The sequence below is a fragment of the Proteus hauseri ATCC 700826 genome, assembly GCF_001654965.1.
Lineage (GTDB): Bacteria > Pseudomonadota > Gammaproteobacteria > Enterobacterales > Enterobacteriaceae > Proteus > Proteus hauseri.
In genome coordinates, this window is the sequence record NZ_LXEV01000017.1 from 44,023 (window position 1) to 59,094 (window position 15,072).

The following is a 15,072-nucleotide window of genomic DNA, read 5'->3' on the forward strand; positions in this document are numbered from 1 at the left end:
TGAGAAAAAATATGTGATATGCATCATACGCATGCCATTATGGCATGCAAGTATCACTTTACTTTTGCTGCCTTTCTAATGCCAGTTTTCTGCGAAGCTTTGCGCAAAATAAGATGTTTTCTCTGTAATATTTCGATGTTATCTCGGCATTTTATTCGTTGTATTTTATGCTCATTTTACAAGGATGATGAGCTATCTAAGGAATAGATATTGATGCCATTAATTAAAAATATCATAACCGTAACAAATCTGTTTTCCCTTTTCAGGGGGGGATCTTATTTACTACCATTTTCTGTGTTGTCTTTATTATCAGCATCTAGACAACATCAACTCTGGTTGGCTTTTTTTTGGGTTTGTTTAGGTTGGAGTTTGAGGTTCTCTAGTTTCTCTTGCGTTATTTTACTGTCTATTCTGAGTTTTTATCTCTTAGCTTTATCGTTCTTTGATGCCGATTATTTTCTTTTACCTGACAGCTTAACTTTTGGATTACTTTTTTGGGGTTTTCTCATCAATAGCACTTGTTATGGATTAATTCCATTTAAGGCTTCTTTTAACGGTTTTATCGCCAGTTTTTTACTTTTTTATAGTATCTATTTATTTGGATATTCAGTTTATCAAAACAGTGTTTTAGGATTTGGTGATGTAAAGTTATTTAGTGCATTAGGTGCCTGGTGTGGATTAGATTTATTACCTTATATTCTTTGTATTGCATCCTTATTAGGAATAACTGTTTATGGTGTTTTATTCCTAACAATTAAAATAGCTATAAAGAAAATTGCTTTTGGTCCTTGTCTTGCTTTTGCTGCATTAACTGTTCTATTTATTAAATTGATATAGTCAATATAATAAAAAAGATGTGCAGAAAAGATCTACACATCCTGTTTATAGAATAAAATTTATAATGCTTTTTGTAAAAACTGCCGCCAACGCGGCACATCACCTAAATATTTTTCTGTTGGTACAAGCTGATAAGTTTGGTTGTCTTCAATAAAAAGAGTTGGAAAACCACGCCCATTAACTTGGTTCATTAATTGCTGAGTTTGTTGTAAATGCTGAGTCACTTGTTGTTCACTGATTTGAGTGAATAAAGATGAAAATAACTCAATATCAAAATTTAATTTTTGTGCAATAAATAAGATAACTTTTTTATCGCTAATATTAAGCCCATCAAGGTAATAAGCTTTTTGTAAGGCTTTTAACAATCGAATACCTTGGTTCTCCATATTATCAGCAGCCATTATTGCTGAGATTGGGAGTAATGAATTTAGTGTCATTTGTGTATTCGCAAGGTTATCACGGTATTGTTGGCTAAATAATTGTCCTGATAACTGGCTAATTCTCTCATCAATAGGGGTTACATGTTCTTTCCATGATTGACCACCTGTAACGACTCTTGCAGGAGTAAATAAACCACCACCATGTAACTTTATGGCTTTTGTGAATTCATTACTAACTACATCAATAAGTGGAACAATGCCATAACACCAACCACAGAGTGGATCATAAACATAGTGTAGTATTTTGTTATTGTTTGAATCACTAATTACTGAGGCCATTGCATTTCCCCTTTGAGTACTTTGGCGCTGAGTTCTAGGCTCGATTTATCTGCTAAGTTTGGATAGCTCTTATCCATAGCGGTAATAAATTCATCTGAGTTTTTAGTCACAGTGAGTTTAGCTTCTGCTTCTTTAAGGTAATTGATGGTGAAATCAACAGCACGCATATCATAATTAGCGGTTGGTAAATAATGTCCAGGAATAACTGTTTTGGGTGATAACGTTTTAATTTGTTGTAATGAAGTTATCCAGTGTTGACGTTCAGCTTTTGATTGAGTGTCTGCTAACCAAACATGAATATTCTCAGAAAGTAATACACCACCCATTACCGCATTTAATTTAGGTATATAAAGATAAGTTCTATTAGGCGATTGACCATCTAACCCTTTGATATAGATTTTTTCACCTTCAATTGAAAAACTGTCTCCTGTTACTACTTCAGGAATGATAATTTTTTCAGGGGCATTTTCTTTAAGTACAGGTCCCCAATAGGCGAGTTTTCCTGCTTGGGTTTCGTTAATAGCTTTAATTGTGGGGGCTGATGCAATGACTTTGGCATTAGGAAAAGCGTGAGTGATAACATCTAAACCAAAATAAAAATCAGGATCAGAATGACTAATATAAATGTAAGAAAGGTTTTTTCCTGATGCTTTGATTTTATCAACTAAGACTTGAGCATCATTTTTTTGAAATTGAGCATCAATTAAAACAACATCTTTATTGCCATAAATAATTTCGGAAGAAACAGGAAAAACGCTCGCTTCACCCGGGTTATAGATATCGATAGTTAACTCTGTTGCTATCGCTGAGGTTGCGAAAAGTGTTGTAGTTGCAAGTGCTAACGGAATTAATTTTTTCATCTTTTGTTTTCTCCATAATGTTGATGCTGTCTATAATAGATTGCATATATCGAGAGAAAAACCGTATTTTAGTGAATGCATTGTTGCATAAATCGAGCAAATAACGATGGATAAAATTAAAGCCTCTGAAGTTTTTGTCACTATAGTTAAACAAGGTAGCATGATAAAAGCTGCCGATTACCTTGGTATGTCTAGAGCAATGGTGACTCGTTATTTAAATGAAATGGAAGAATGGGCCGGTGTTAGGTTGTTGCATAGGACAACCCGTAAACAAAGTTTAACCTCAGTGGGCGAACAAGTTTACCAGCAAAGTTTACAATTATTAGAAATGGCTGAGCAGATCCCTGCTAATGTGGTCAAAGAGAGTCATCAAATTAGTGGGCTTGTGCGTATAACTAGCTCACAGTCACTGGCGAATAGTGTTTTATCTGTAGCGATATCAGAATTTATGCTGATTTATCCACTTATTGCGGTTGATTTACAGATAACAAATCAAACCGTTAATTTGGTTGAAGAGCGTATTGATATTGCGTTGCGCATTACTAATCATCTTGAACCTAATTTAATTGCGCGCCCATTAGCAACTTGTATTTCTGTGGTTTGTGCAAGCAACGATTATTTAGCCCAAAAAGGCGTGCCTAAAACACCTGACGAACTTGCCCATCACCAGTGTTTAACTTATCGCTTTTTTGGTCGTAGTTTATGGGAGTTTAATCAAGGTGATGAACGCTTTTCCGTGCCAGTTGAAGGCAATTTAAGTGCGAATGAATCGGTTGTTCTGTTACAAGCAACGTTAAGAAACGCAGGTATTTCATTACAACCTTATTATTCGGTAAAACCTTATCTTGAAAATGGTGAGCTAATTCAAATTTTATCTGATTATCAAGCTCAACCAATGGGGATTTATGCCGTGTTAGCTAGTCGACAAAATATGCCAGCAGCTGTGCGTGCATTATTAGATTTTTTAGTTGAGTGGTTTTCTTTATCTCCTCATTGGAATGCTTTATCGGGCAGTCATTTTTTAAATAATCAGTTAGTGCGAAAAAGCTTGCGTTAATCGCATTGGGTAGTCTTTTATTATGTTTTTCATTTCTTGAATAAAATAATCTATAAGCTGTGATGATGGCCGATGAGAAGGATAAATAAGGCTAACAGTAAACGGAATTTTAAAGCTAAGAGGGCGTAAACAAAGGGATTTATTTTGGTAATCTAACGCAGTAATAGGATTGACAATAGAAATACCTATACCTTCGCTGACCATTGCACAAATTGAAGCAGCACTTTGTGTTTCCATTATTAATTGCCGAGAAACGCCTTCTTTTATAAACAATGCGTCAATAAGTTGTCGATAAGGATCATTACCGGATAGGCTAATAAAACGTTCATATTGAAAATCGTTAGGGTGTAACAACGTTTTTTCACTTAATGGGTGCGCTTTAGGCAAAATTGCGACTTCATTTAAGGTTAATAGCGTTTCTTGTAAGGTACCCGCTGGGGCTTGTGTATGTTCTGTTAACCCTAAATCATAGTGCTGTGCTGATAACCACTCTTCTAATAGTGGCGATTCTTGAGGGACAATGGTGACATTAACATCGGGGTGTTGATTTAGAAATTGACGACAAATAGAGGGAAGCAGTGACTGAGCAAAAGCAGGTAAACAAGTAATATTTAACTCGGCTTGTTTAAAATGACGAATACTCTCTGCCGCATTAATAATACGTTCAAGCCCATAATAAGAACGCTGGACCTCTTCAAAAAAACGTAATCCTTCAGCTGTTGGTTGAAGACGGCCTTTTACTCTATCAAACAATTTAAATGATAATAGATATTCAAGACGAGAAAGTTCTCGACTGACTGTCGGTTGTGACGTTTTTAGTAGCTCAGCGGCTTCAGTAAGATTTTGAGTTGTCATAACTGCGTGAAAAATTTCGATGTGACGCCAACTAAAAACCGTGTTCATAGACTTATTCCTATATCAAATATGAATAGACTATAGCTTATTTGATATTTTTATTCCCGCTCAAGTTGATAAATAATGATCTCATTCTTCTATAGCTTTTATGAGTAAGCATCATGACAACACCTCTCAATTTAATGCAATATCAACTGGCTCAAACCTATGGAACTCCATTATGGGTTTATCAAGGTGAAACTATCACTCAACGTATTGAGCAGCTGAATCGTTTTGATGTCGTTCGTTTTGCTCAAAAGGCTTGTTCTAATATACATATTTTACGCTTAATGCGAGAGCAAGGCGTTAAAGTTGATTCTGTTTCACTTGGTGAAATAGAACGTGCTTTAGTTGCGGGTTATCACGGTGGTCGAAACAAAAGCGAAATTGTATTTACGGCTGATTTACTTGATGAACAAACCATTGCGCGCGTTATTGAATTAGATATTCCTGTCAATGCCGGCTCGATAGATATGTTACGCCAATTAGGTGAGCGTAATCAGGGACATGCTGTTTGGATTAGAGTTAATCCAGGATTTGGCCATGGTCATAGCCAAAAAACAAATACAGGTGGCGAAAACAGCAAACATGGTATTTGGCATGAAGATGTTCCTGAAGCATTAGAGGTTATCCGTCAATATAATTTGGTGTTAATTGGCTTTCATATGCACATAGGTTCTGGTGTTGATTATCAACATCTTTCAACGGTATGTGATGCGATGGTTGAGCAAGTACTTACATCCAATATTGATATTCAAGCTATTTCAGCTGGTGGCGGATTATCAACGCCTTATCAAGAAGGTGATACAAGCGTTGATTTAAAGCATTACTTCTCTTTATGGGATAATGCACGCCAGAGAATTGCTCAACATTTAGGTCATAAAATTGAACTTGAAATCGAACCCGGACGTTTTTTAGTGGCTGAATCTGGTGTATTGATTTCTCAAGTAAGAGCCGTTAAATCAATGGGAAATCGCCATTATGTACTGGTAGATGCAGGATTTAGTGATTTGATGCGTCCTGCGATGTATGGCAGCTATCATCAAATTTCTGTATTGGATAAGAATGGTCAATTGAAAGCAACCGAACATAAGCAAGAGACAATTGTTGCAGGCCCACTTTGTGAATCTGGGGATGTATTTACGCAACAAGAAGGTGGTAGGGTTGCTCCGCGTTTGTTGCCTGATGCACAAGTTGGTGATTACTTAGTTATCCACGATACCGGAGCATATGGTGCTTCAATGTCATCTAACTACAATAGTCGCCCACTTATTCCAGAAGTATTAGTTATTGATAAAAAGCCACAATTAATTAGACGTCGCCAAACAATAGAAGAGCTGTTGGCATTGGAACTAGATATCTAGCATCACGATGTGATAATTAATAGTCGTAATCAATTAAAACACCTCATTAACTGATTAATAATGAGGTGTTTTTTTATTTATCCAATTTGGTGAGTACTTAAATGCGTTTTATTAAGCCGCTTTGTTCGGTTTGATATTTTCAGCTTTAGGCTTTTTTACGGGTACCGCCAAAGCATCAAAATCAAATTCATCGACATTAATACTGCGTAAGCGGCTCTGCTCTGCTTTGCGTAAAATATCCGCTTCTTCGATTGTTACACGTTTATCTGCTAATGCTTTATCTGCTAATTTATCTAATTGAGTGAAGCTAAATTTCTTTTCATAAAGACGACAGATTCGGTCAAAAATAGGTTCAGCAGCTAAAATATCGAGCAGTGCTTCTTCCATTAAGCCATGAGGATTATGCTCCGATGGAGTAAGAAACTGCCCTCTGCCAATGCGATCACGAGTCTCAGAGGGTTGCTGAATAATCTGTGCAACTTTATGATCTAACTTATCTGAAGGTAGCTTCTGCGCTTTGCCAACAGGGAAAATAATTGCGCGCATAGTGCCAGCAATAAAGCGACTAGGAAAGTTGCGTAGCAACTCATCAATGGCATTCTCTGCTTGATAAAGGCACTCTTTAACACTCCAATGCACTAACGGTAAATCAGCAGTATTACGACCTTCATCTTCATAACGTTTTAGCGCCGCAGAGGCGAGGAATATATGGCTTAAGATATCACCTAGGCGCGCTGAAATTCGTTCACGACGTTTTAAACTGCCACCTAAAACGCCCATTGAAACATCAGATAATAAAGCCATATTTGCACTGAGTCGGTTAATTTGTTGATAATAACGACGGGTTTCATCATGCGTTGGTGTTGGGCTTAAACGACCATTAGTGATACCTAACCAAATACTGCGCAATGTGTTACTTGCTACGTGTCCAAGATGACCGAATAAAGCACGATCAAAATCATGTAAGTTGCTATCTCTTGCAGCAGCCATTTCATCTAAAACATAAGGGTGGCAGCGAATTGCACCTTGTCCGTAAATTATCATACTGCGAGTTAAGATATTGGCGCCTTCAACAGTTATCGCGATAGGTGAACCTTGATAAGAGCGAGCAACGAAGTTTGAAGGACCAAGACAAATACCTTTACCACCAACAATATCCATTGCATCAATAATTCCGCGCTGTCCCCTGTGAGTACAATGATATTTGACGATAGCAGAGAGTACTGCGGGTTTTTCACCTAGCATAATACCCGTGGTAATTAAAGTGGATGCAGCATCCATTAAATAAGCATTACCAGCAAGGCGTGCTAATGGTTCTTCAATACCTTCCATTTTTCCAATAGGAATTTTGAATTGGCGGCGAATGCGTGAATATGCACCTACAGCCATTGCTGCGCTTTTTAAGCTACCTGTTGAGTTAGATGGCAGAGTAATACCACGGCCAACAGATAAACACTCAACCAGCATTCTCCAGCCTTGTCCTGCCATTTTTGGACCACCGATAATATAATCGATAGGAACAAAAACATCTTTTCCGCGTGTAGGGCCATTCATAAATGGTACGTTTAATGGGAAGTGTCGTGAGCCAATCTCAACACCTTTTACATCGGTTGGAATTAAAGCACAGGTGATCCCCGGATTTTCATCATTACTTAACAGGTGCTCGGGATCGCGTAATTTAAAGGCTAAACCTAACACGGTTGCGATAGGGGCAAGGGTGATATAGCGCTTATTCCACGTTAAACGAATACCTAATACTTGTTCACCTTGCCATTCCCCCATACAAACAACGCCACTGTCAGGAATTGCGCCTGCATCAGAACCGGCTTCTGGGCTAGTTAACGCAAAGCAAGGGATTTCATCACCTTTTGCTAAACCAGGTAAATAACGTTTTTTCTGCTCATCAGTACCATAGTGTTGTAGTAATTCCCCAGGGCCTAATGAGTTAGGAACTCCAACAGTGATGGCTAAAATACCTGATACGCCAGCCAGTTTTTGTAACACACGAGACTGCGCATAAGCCGAGAACTCTAATCCGCCATACTCTTTTTTAATGATCATCGCAAAAAAACGATGATCTTTTAGGTATTGCCAGATCTCTGGCGGTAAGTCAGCAAGTTCATGAGTGATTTCAAAGTCATTTGTCATGCGACAAACTTCTTCTACTGGGCCATCAAGGAATGCTTGTTCTTCTGCGGTTAGTTGAGGTTTTGGGTAATTGTGGAGTTGTTTCCAATCTGGAGCACCTCGGAAAAGCTCACCTTCCCACCATGTTGTTCCCGCATCTATCGCTTCTTGTTCTGTTTTAGACATAGAAGGCATGACTTTTTGAAATGCCTTAAGCGCAGGCGCTGATATATACGCTTTTCGGATTGATGGAAGCGTTAAAGGCAATAAGACTATCGCGACTGGAAGAAGTAACCAATAGCTCCAAATATTAGCGAGTCCCATTACAAAGGTATAAGCAATAATAAGGATACTGCTAACGACAAGGCTATATTTGCGATAACTAAGTATGCCGATTAAAACTAAAAAAAGCACAATACTGAGTAGGGTCATAATAAAACTCCTGTATTTTGCAAGACGTCAGAGGTCAGACCTGTTGTTTGTTCTTTAGATCTAATCTAGTTACTAGTTTTTATCAATATTTTTACATTCTAATTACAATATAGCTCACAAATTATTCGTAAATGAGATAAGTTAGCATTTGCTGATAAGCAGCATCTTCTTTCATGGCATTGGATCCGTTACACTGAGAAACAGAAATTTTCGATTACCCTTTCTGGAGTAAAAATCCTATGTACCAAGATCTTATCCGTGGTGAATTAACAGAAGCAGCAGATACACTTTCACGTTTTCTGCAAGATGACGCTAATATCGACGCTATCCAAAAAGCAGCAGTATTACTTGCAGACTCATTTAAAGCTGGTGGCAAAGTATTATCTTGTGGTAACGGCGGCTCTCATTGTGATGCTATGCATTTTGCCGAAGAGCTTACAGGGCGTTATCGTGAAAATAGACCCGGCTATCCTGCAATTGCCATTTCTGATGTCAGTCATATTTCGTGTGTGAGTAATGACTTTGGATACGAATATGTATTTTCACGTTATGTGGAAGCGGTAGGCAGAGAAGGCGATGTGTTACTGGGGATCTCAACTTCAGGTAACTCAGGTAATATTATTAAAGCCATTAGTGCTGCGCGTGAAAAAGGCATGAAAGTCATCACGTTAACCGGTAAAGATGGCGGTAAAATGGATGGTACAGCAGATATCGAAATTCGAGTTCCTCATTTTGGTTATGCTGATCGCATTCAAGAAATTCATATTAAAGTTATTCATATTCTTATCCAATTAATTGAAAAAGAAATGGAAAAATAATTCGCTGTTGATATCGCTGTAAAAGAGTATTTTTAGTCTTAGCAAGAAGGAGTGAGCGATGTGTGAACTGTTAGGCATGAGTGCCAATGTACCAACAGACATTAATTTCAGTTTGAGTGGATTGATCCCTAGAGGTGGCAAAACGGGACCTCATAAAGATGGTTGGGGAATTACTTTCTATGAAGGACTGGGGTGTCGTACATTTAAAGATCCTCAAGCCAGTGCTGTATCACCTGTCGCTCGCTTTGTGCAGGAATATCCGATTAAATCAGAGGCAGTCATTGCACATATTCGTCAAGCAAATCGTGGAAATGTTTCTTTAGAAAATACTCATCCATTTACTCGCGAATTATGGGGTAAAAATTGGACTTATGCACATAATGGACAGCTAAAAGGCTATCAATCGCTTGATTCAGGACGTTTTAGAACAATTGGACAAACGGATAGTGAAAAGGCGTTTTGCTGGATTTTAAATCAGCTTGAAAACCGTTATCAGCGTACTCCTGCTAATTGGCCTGCTGTCTTTCGTTATATTGCTATACTAGCGGATCAACTAAGGCAAAAAGGCGTATTTAATATGCTGTTATCAGATGGGCGATTTGTAATGGCCTATTGCTCAACTAATTTGCATTGGATTACACGTAAAGCCCCTTTCGGTAAAGCTAAATTACTTGATCAAGATGTAGAAATTGATTTTCAGCAACATACTCAGTCTGATGATGTTGTTTCTGTTATTTCAACGCTACCTCTTACTGGTAATGAATCTTGGCAACGTATTCCAGTTGGAGAGTTTGTTTTATTTGATCGCGGTGTGAGAGTTCTCTAGCCATTTAAGTGGTGTGTTTTTAGGTAATGTATTTTGCGATAAGTTAAGTGTGGGGGGGATATCAGTATTATTGACAAAATAACGCCCTCTATTAATGGTAATAGCCGGTATTTTATGGCGCTCTTCTACATAATGATAAGCAGGTGCTAGTTGTTGCCAGAAATCAATATTAACGGAATATTGATGTTTTCTCATATTTTCAGCGGTCATTTTAAATGGGAAAATATGAATATTTATTGTGTTTTGCCCCTTCTGTAATGCTAACTCTGCATATTGATAAATCTCGTCCATAACTTTATCTGTCATCGCATAACAACCTACTGATTTACACGCTCCGTGGATCATTAAAAAGTCGCCTGTATATCCTTGGGATTTATCATATTGGTTGGGAAAGCCTAAGTCTATTGATCGGTAAAATCGACTATTCGGATTTAATTGGCGATTATTTACTTGATAAAAGCCTTCTGGGCTTTTTAAATCACCTTGAAACTTTTTAGGCCCTAATCCGCCGGAATAGCTACAGATAGGGTAACTACGTATTTTTTCTAATTGTCCATCTGGATTTTCAATATAAAGTTCAAGCAAGCTTTCTTCTTTGAAAATTTGAATATAGATTGGCTTTCCAGTACTTTTTTCTATCGGATCTATAAGAAATTTTGAACTATTATCTGCGTTAACTAACAAGCTTATTAACATTAATGTTAAAAAAGTGATTAACTGTTTTGCGTGATTGGTCATGGTTTTATCAGTAAAATAGCTTAATATTTGTTGATAAAGTAGGTGTTAGATTGCGATGAAGCAATAAATTTGTAAATAAAAATATAATATGAAACTTTTTAATTTACAAATTATTCTGTATGAATTTTAATCTAACGACGATAAATGTGATATTTTAATTCGGTTTATACGAGTTGTTAACGTTTCAGTCAAAATAATATTCCTATTTGCTTGAGCTAAATCACTCGAATAGTCAGACAGCTTTAAACTGAGATGATAAAATTCAGGTCGGCAGAATAAGAGAAAATAGTAACAATTATCGGAGATAAATAACTTAAGGCTTCAAAGTGCCTTAAGGTGCTTTTATTACAGAGTCGCTACATTTTCGGGGTGAATTTGTAGCTTAGGGTTTAACTGATAAACTTGTGCAAATCTTATGATTAAAATTAAAAAAGGACTCGACCTCCCAATTGCAGGAGCGCCTGCCCAAGTAATAGAAGACGGACCCACAATTCGACGCGTAGCATTGCTAGGTGAAGAATATGTTGGTATGCGTCCTTCTATGGTGGTTTCGGAAGGTGAGCATGTTAAGAAAGGGCAGGTTCTTTTTGAAGATAAAAAGAATCCTGGTGTTATTTTCACCAGTCCTGCTTGTGGTAAAATTGTCGAAATTAACCGTGGTGAGCGTCGTGTATTTCAATCTATTGTTATCGAAATTGATGGCGACCAAGAAATCACTTTCAATCGTTATGATAGCGCATCACTTTCATCGCTCACGCGTGAACAGGTTGAACAAAATCTAGTTAATTCTGGAATGTGGACTGCGCTCAGAACTCGTCCTTATAGCCGTACACCACATTTAGGTAGCTCACCAGCTGCTATTTTTGTTACTGCAATGGATACCAATCCACTTGCAGCAGATCCTATGGTTATTATTCAAGAACACGAAAAAGCCTTTAATGATGGCTTGGTGATTTTAGGTAAATTAACCGAAGGCAAAGTTTATGTTTGTCATGGTGAGTCATCACCAACTAAATTAAATGACGGACAAATTAGCTATAACCAATTTGTAGGGCCACACCCTGCGGGGCTTGCTGGTACACATATTCATTTCTTAGAACCAGTAAGTGCTAAGAAAATGGTTTGGCAATTAAATTACCAAGATGTTATCGCTATTGGTTATCTGTTTACTACAGGATCTTTATATACTGAACGTGTTATTGCATTAGGTGGCCCTCAAGTTAAGTCGCCTCGCTTGCTACGCTCTCGTTTAGGGGCTGATCTCTATGAATTAACTCAAGATCAGCTGATTGATGATGAAAATCGTATTATTTCTGGCTCTGTATTATGGGGATGGAAATCTGATGAGGCTCATCATTACCTCGGACGTTTTCATAACCAAGTTTCTGTATTGCGTGAAGGTCGCGATAAAGAACTCTTTGGTTGGGGAATGCCAGGATCTGATAAGTTTTCTATTACCCGTACCACGATTGGTCACTTCCTTAAAAATAAACGCTTTGCATTTACCACAACAATGAATGGTGGTGAGCGTTCAATGGTTCCAATTGGTAACTATGAGCGTGTAATGCCGTTAGACATTATGGCAACGCATTTATTACGTGATTTATTGGTTGGCGATACTGACAGTTCTCAAGCATTAGGTTGCTTGGAATTGGACGAAGAGGATTTAGGATTATGTACTTATGTTTGTCCAAGCAAATATGAGTATGGTCCAGCACTGCGTCAAGTATTGACCAAAATTGAGCAGGAAGGATAACTCATGGGTTTGAAAAATTTATTTGAAAAAGTAGAGCACCATTTTGAGCCCGGCGGCAAATATGCAAAGTGGTATGTGCTTTATGAGGCAGTTACCACGGTGTTTTATACACCGGGTACAGTAACGCGAAATGGAGGTCATGTTCGCGATACTATCGATTTAAAACGTATGATGATCCTTGTTTGGCTATCTGTCTTTCCAGCGATGTTCTGGGGCATGTATAACGTAGGTCATCAAGCCATTCCTGCACTTAATCAGTTATATAGTGGTGCTGAATTACAGCAAATTATTGCTTCAGATTGGCATTACCGTTTAGCTGAGTTTCTAGGTGCATCACTTCATGCAGAGGCTGGATGGGCAAGTAAAATGTTGCTAGGCGCAACTTACTTTTTGCCTATCTATCTTGTGGTTTTTGCTGTCGGTGGTTTCTGGGAAGTGTTGTTTGCCTTTATTCGTGGTCATGAAATCAACGAAGGATTCTTTGTTACATCAATCCTTTTTGCATTGATTGTGCCACCAACACTACCGTTATGGCAGGCTGCATTAGGTATTACCTTTGGTGTGGTTATTGCGAAAGAAGTTTTCGGTGGTACAGGTCGTAACTTCTTAAACCCAGCATTAGCAGGGCGCGCCTTTCTATTCTTTGCTTACCCAGCACAAATATCAGGCGATTTAGTCTGGACTGCTGCTGATGGTTTTTCAGGTGCAACGCCATTATCGCAATGGTCCGTTTCTGGCGAAAGCGCATTAATGAATGTGGTGACAAATCAACCTATTTCTTGGATGGATGCTTTCTTAGGAAATATACCAGGTTCTATTGGCGAAGTTTCCACACTAATGATCCTTATTGGTGGTGCTGTCATTCTCTTTGCTCGTATTGCTTCATGGCGTATTGTCGCCGGCGTGCTGGTGGGAATGATCGCGATGTCATACTTGTTTAACTTTATTGGTTCTGACTCTAATTCATTATTCTCTATGCCTTGGCATTGGCACCTAGTATTAGGTGGTTTTGCGTTTGGTATGATGTTTATGGCAACAGACCCAGTATCAGCATCGTTTACTGATAAAGGTAAATGGGCTTACGGCATTCTGATTGGCGTAATGGCTGTGCTTATTCGTGTCGTCAATCCGGCTTATCCAGAAGGTATGATGCTGGCAATCTTATTCGCAAACTTATTTGCGCCACTGTTCGATTATGTGGTTGTTCAGGCGAATATTAAGCGGAGAAAAGCTCGTGGCTAAAGAAAAAAACAAAGATAGCGTCGGAAGAACGTTTCTCGTTGTATTTATTCTGTGTCTTGTCTGTTCCGTTGTGGTAGCAGGTTCTGCGGTTGGATTAAAATCCAAACAAGAAGAACAAAAACTACTGGATAAACAACGTAATATTCTTGATGTTGCTGGTTTACTTGCTCCAAAAATGAGTGCAAGTGAAGTATTGAAAGTGTATGACTCTCGTATTAAAGCGAAAATTGTTAACTTTCAAACAGGTGAACTGACAGACAGTAAAGGTGCTTTCGATTTAAATACAGAATTGCGTAGTGATGAAACTTCTATCGCATTATCACCTGCTGAAGATATCGCCAAAATTCGCCGCCGCGCTAATACCGCAGAGGTTTATTTTGTTTTAGATGAGCAAGGCAAAACCACTGAAGTCGTACTACCTGTTTATGGATCTGGTTTATGGTCTGTAATGTATGCCTTTGTTGCTGTTGATATTGATGGTGTGACTTCAAAAGGTATTACTTACTATGCTCATGGTGAAACACCTGGCTTAGGTGGCGAAGTTGATAATCCACAGTGGAAAGCACAATGGAAAGGTAAACACCTGATTAATGAAGAAGGTGTACCTGCAATTAAGATTGTTCGTGGGGGCGCAACTGATAGCCCTTATGGCATTGATGGTCTTTCTGGTGCAACACTAACGTCTAATGGTATCCAGCATATGTTCGATTTCTGGTTAGGCGACAAAGGTTTCGGCCCATTCCTGAAAAAAGTACGTGAAGGAGAGATAAATGGCTGATACAAAAGAAATTAAACGAGTCCTTCTTGGGCCGTTATTAGATAACAACCCCATTGCTTTACAGGTACTTGGTGTCTGTTCTGCATTAGCGGTAACAACAAAACTCGAGACAGCATTAGTGATGACAATTGCAGTAACATTAGTTACGGCATTTTCAAACTTCTTTATTTCACTGATCCGTAATTTCATTCCTAGTAGTGTGCGTATTATTGTTCAAATGGCAATTATTGCATCGCTAGTTATTGTTGTTGACCAAATTTTACAAGCTTACGCTTATGAAATTTCAAAGCAGCTTTCTGTTTTCGTTGGCCTTATTATTACTAACTGTATTGTTATGGGCCGGGCTGAAGCTTATGCAATGAAATCGCCACCAATTGAAAGCTTTATGGATGGTATCGGTAACGGTTTGGGATATGGTGTTATCTTGATCCTTGTCGGGTTTTTACGTGAGCTATTTGGCTCAGGAAAATTATTCGGCATCACTGTGATGGAATCTATTCAAAACGGTGGTTGGTATCAGCCTAACGGCTTGTTCTTATTAGCACCGAGTGCGTTCTTTATTATCGGTTTGCTAATTTGGGGATTACGTACATTAAAACCAGCACAGGTTGAAGAGGACTAATC

At 38.3% G+C, this 15,072-nt stretch carries 14 protein-coding genes; 9 read left to right on the forward strand and 5 right to left on the reverse strand.

Going from position 1 to position 15,072, the window contains the following annotated elements; translation table 11 throughout:
* Window positions 1-213: 213 nt before the first annotated feature.
* Complete coding sequence (locus M997_RS06040; protein WP_064719214.1) at window positions 214-837, forward strand: prepilin peptidase; 624 nt, start codon at window positions 214-216, stop codon at window positions 835-837.
* 59 nt (window positions 838-896) lie between these two features.
* Here the strand turns inward: M997_RS06040 and M997_RS06045 are convergent, their stop codons facing one another.
* Together M997_RS06045 and M997_RS06050 are read right to left on the reverse strand one after the other, a co-directional pair.
* On the reverse strand, window positions 897-1,556 hold the full coding sequence (locus tag M997_RS06045; protein WP_064719215.1) for a DsbA family protein: 660 nt from the start codon (window positions 1,554-1,556) through the stop codon (window positions 897-899).
* Window positions 1,544-2,416, reverse strand: a complete 873-nt coding sequence (locus tag M997_RS06050) for an MBL fold metallo-hydrolase (protein WP_064719216.1) — start codon at window positions 2,414-2,416, stop codon at window positions 1,544-1,546. The genes M997_RS06045 and M997_RS06050 overlap by 13 nt, the downstream gene beginning before the upstream one ends.
* 106 nt (window positions 2,417-2,522) lie before the next feature.
* Between M997_RS06050 and M997_RS06055 the strand changes: the two genes are divergently transcribed.
* Complete coding sequence (locus M997_RS06055; protein ID WP_064719217.1) at window positions 2,523-3,473, forward strand: LysR family transcriptional regulator; 951 nt, start codon at window positions 2,523-2,525, stop codon at window positions 3,471-3,473.
* Here M997_RS06055 and M997_RS06060 read toward each other — a convergent pair.
* Window positions 3,450-4,376 carry a LysR family transcriptional regulator gene (locus M997_RS06060; protein WP_064719218.1) on the reverse strand — a complete coding sequence of 309 codons (927 nt, stop codon included), beginning with the start codon at window positions 4,374-4,376 and terminating at the stop codon, window positions 3,450-3,452. The genes M997_RS06055 and M997_RS06060 overlap by 24 nt on opposite strands.
* Window positions 4,377-4,489: 113 nt before the next feature.
* Here M997_RS06060 and lysA point away from each other — a divergent pair, with 113 nt between their 5' ends.
* Window positions 4,490-5,731: a diaminopimelate decarboxylase gene (gene lysA, locus M997_RS06065; protein WP_064719219.1), complete on the forward strand. Its 1,242-nt coding sequence runs from the start codon at window positions 4,490-4,492 to the stop codon at window positions 5,729-5,731.
* Between the two features lie 111 nt (window positions 5,732-5,842).
* Here lysA and fadE read toward each other — a convergent pair whose 3' ends face one another.
* Window positions 5,843-8,290 (reverse strand): acyl-CoA dehydrogenase FadE, encoded by a 2,448-nt coding sequence (fadE, locus tag M997_RS06070; RefSeq protein WP_064719220.1) that lies wholly within the window; start codon window positions 8,288-8,290, stop codon window positions 5,843-5,845.
* A gap of 239 nt (window positions 8,291-8,529) precedes the next feature.
* Here fadE and lpcA point away from each other — a divergent pair, with 239 nt between their 5' ends.
* Window positions 8,530-9,108 (forward strand): D-sedoheptulose 7-phosphate isomerase, encoded by a 579-nt coding sequence (gene lpcA / locus M997_RS06075; RefSeq protein ID WP_064719221.1) that lies wholly within the window; start codon window positions 8,530-8,532, stop codon window positions 9,106-9,108.
* Window positions 9,109-9,166: 58 nt separating this feature from the next.
* The gene (locus M997_RS06080; protein WP_064719222.1) at window positions 9,167-9,934 is read left to right on the forward strand and encodes a class II glutamine amidotransferase; all 768 of its coding nucleotides are present in this window, start codon (window positions 9,167-9,169) and stop codon (window positions 9,932-9,934) included.
* On the opposite strand, the gene M997_RS06085 is transcribed toward M997_RS06080, so the two are convergent.
* Complete coding sequence (locus M997_RS06085; protein ID WP_064719223.1) at window positions 9,905-10,672, reverse strand: L,D-transpeptidase family protein; 768 nt, start codon at window positions 10,670-10,672, stop codon at window positions 9,905-9,907. The two genes, M997_RS06080 and M997_RS06085, sit on opposite strands and share 30 nt — an antisense overlap.
* Before the next feature lie 415 nt (window positions 10,673-11,087).
* Between M997_RS06085 and M997_RS06090 the strand changes: the two genes are divergently transcribed.
* From M997_RS06090 to M997_RS06105, 4 genes are read left to right on the forward strand one after another with little or no spacing between them, the layout of a single operon-like run.
* On the forward strand, window positions 11,088-12,428 hold the full coding sequence (locus M997_RS06090) for a Na(+)-translocating NADH-quinone reductase subunit A (RefSeq protein ID WP_064719224.1): 1,341 nt from the start codon (window positions 11,088-11,090) through the stop codon (window positions 12,426-12,428).
* A gap of 3 nt (window positions 12,429-12,431) precedes the next feature.
* Window positions 12,432-13,670, forward strand: coding sequence for an NADH:ubiquinone reductase (Na(+)-transporting) subunit B (locus tag M997_RS06095; RefSeq protein WP_064719225.1), 1,239 nt, complete (start codon window positions 12,432-12,434; stop codon window positions 13,668-13,670).
* A complete protein-coding gene (locus tag M997_RS06100) occupies window positions 13,663-14,448 on the forward strand; it encodes a Na(+)-translocating NADH-quinone reductase subunit C (protein ID WP_064719226.1) in 786 nt (261 codons plus the stop codon). The genes M997_RS06095 and M997_RS06100 overlap by 8 nt, the downstream gene beginning before the upstream one ends.
* Window positions 14,441-15,070 carry an NADH:ubiquinone reductase (Na(+)-transporting) subunit D gene (locus tag M997_RS06105; protein WP_064719227.1) on the forward strand — a complete coding sequence of 210 codons (630 nt, stop codon included), beginning with the start codon at window positions 14,441-14,443 and terminating at the stop codon, window positions 15,068-15,070. Before M997_RS06100 ends, M997_RS06105 begins: the two co-directional genes overlap by 8 nt.
* Window positions 15,071-15,072 lie beyond the last annotated feature (2 nt).